The organism is Micromonospora sp. BL1, assembly GCF_003667485.1.
Classification (GTDB): domain Bacteria; phylum Actinomycetota; class Actinomycetes; order Mycobacteriales; family Micromonosporaceae; genus Micromonospora; species Micromonospora tulbaghiae.
In genome coordinates this window covers 1-1,908 of the sequence record NZ_RCVK01000419.1, presented here as the reverse complement: position 1 = coordinate 1,908, position 1,908 = coordinate 1, and the positions used below count along the sequence as shown (strand labels likewise).

The window sequence follows — 1,908 nt, the reverse complement described above, 5'->3', positions numbered from 1 at the left end:
GTCCGAGAGTGGGCCTGTGCGATATCTGCGCAGTGACGGACGCGTCGCCATCCGCCGTCCCCGTCCGGCCGACGAGGCGGAGTTCGTCGCCGCCGCCCGGCGCAGCCGCGACCTGCACCATCCGTGGCTGTCCGCGCCCGATGACGCGCAGCGGTACGCGGCGTACCTGCGCAAGATCCGGGCGCGGGACAGCTCCGGGTTCCTGCTCTGCGACCGGGCCACCGGGCAGATCGCCGGATACGCGAACATCAGCGGCATCGTGCTCGGCGCGCTGCGCGGCGGTTACCTCGGATACGCGGCGTTCCGCCCGTACGCGGGCACCGGACACGCCTCGGCCGGGGTGCGGCTGGTGATCGAGTACGCGTTCGGACCGCTCGGTCTGCACCGGCTGGAGGCGAACATCCAGCCCGGCAACGAGCCGTCGAAGCGGCTGGCGCGCCGGCTCGGCTTCCGGCTGGAGGGGTTCTCGCCGGACTACCTGTTCATCGACGGCGCGTGGCGCGACCACGAGCGCTGGGCGATCACCGCCCCGGACGGGGTGGACCGGGCGCCGGGGCGGTGACCGGCCGGCCTCAGCTACCGGGCTTCGGGAAGGCGACCGGGCTGCGGTGCCCGTCCCGGTCCACCGCCCGCACGCCGAAGAACACGTTGTCCTTGGACAGGTCGATCGTCACCTCGGTGACGTCGCCGACCGGCAGCACCTTCTGCCACTGGTCGGCGGTGGTCTCCCGCCACACCACCTCGTACCCGGCCAGGTCCGGCTCGGGGCTGCGCTGCCACCGCAGGGTGGTGTCGTTGGTCAGGTTCGTGGTCACCACGGTGACGCCCTTGGGCGTACCCGGCGCCTGGGCCAGCGACCACAGCGTCGCGGCGTTCACTCGCGCCACCCGGGTGATGTAGCCGAAGTCGCAGAACTCGGGCAGGTCGCCGTACTGCACCCCGTCGACGACGCGCACGTCCTGGTGCTGGTGGGCGAAGTCCTCGTTGGGCTCGGTGAACCGGCCCGCCGGCCAGCCCTCGCGCAGGAACGAGATGTGGTCGCTGCCGCGCAGGTAGCGGTCCCGCCGGTAGATGACGCGCACGTCCATGCCGGTGGCGGAGTTCTCGGCCACGTCGGTGACGAACCGGGCGAGCTGCCGCGACGGCGAGTCGTTCTCGCCGCCGACGGACTGCCGGACGCTCGCCTCGGCCGGGGTCTCGGCGGTCGGCACGCCCTCGGCGAACAACCGCACGGTACGCGGGTCGCGGGTGCCGTCGTCGGCGGTGCTGGACCCGACGATGTCGTTGCTGAACATGGCCTGGACGTCCACGCCGGCCGCCTTCAGCTGCGACGCCAGGTACGCCGAGCCGTACAGTCCCTGCTCCTCGGCGGCGACGGCGGCGAGCACGATGGTCGCCTCGGTGCGGCGGGTCGACAGCACCCGGGCCAGCTCCATCACCACCGCCACGCCGGAGGCGTCGTCGTCGGCGCCGGGCGCGTCGCTGACCGCGTCCATCACGTCGGTCGCCCGGGAGTCGTAGTGGCCGGTGATGACGTACACCCGCTCGGGCGTGACGTCGCCGCGCAGGGTCGCCACCACGTTGGTGATGGTGGTCGGGACGGGGATGCGGGAGGCGGGCTGCTGCACGTACGACTGCAGTTCGACGCTCATCCGGCCGCCGGACGCGGCCGCGTACCCGGAGAGCTGGGCGTGGATCCAGTCGCGGGCGGCGCCGATGCCGCGTACCGGATCGGTCTGGCTGGACAGGGTGTGGCGGGTGCCGAACGCGGCGAGCCGGCGCACGACGGCCTCGATCCGGCGGCTGTCGATCTCGCGCAGCAGCGCGGTCAGCTCGCGGTCGGGCCGCTGCGGCCGGGCCGGACGGCCCGGGCCCGGGGGCGCGCCGGTCGCGGCGGCGGCCGGGGCG

The 1,908-nt window shown here is 73.8% G+C and carries 2 protein-coding genes; one reads left to right on the top strand and one right to left on the bottom strand.

Annotation, left to right across the window (positions count from 1 at the left end; all coding sequences use genetic code 11):
- Positions 1 to 562 (top strand): GNAT family N-acetyltransferase (locus EAD96_RS30605; RefSeq protein WP_199733346.1); only part of this gene is annotated, 562 nt, incomplete at its 5' end.
- 10 nt (positions 563 to 572) lie between these two features.
- Here EAD96_RS30605 and EAD96_RS30600 read toward each other — a convergent pair.
- A partial coding sequence (locus EAD96_RS30600; protein ID WP_121686679.1) for a M20/M25/M40 family metallo-hydrolase occupies positions 573 to 1,908 on the bottom strand: 1,336 nt, incomplete at its 5' end.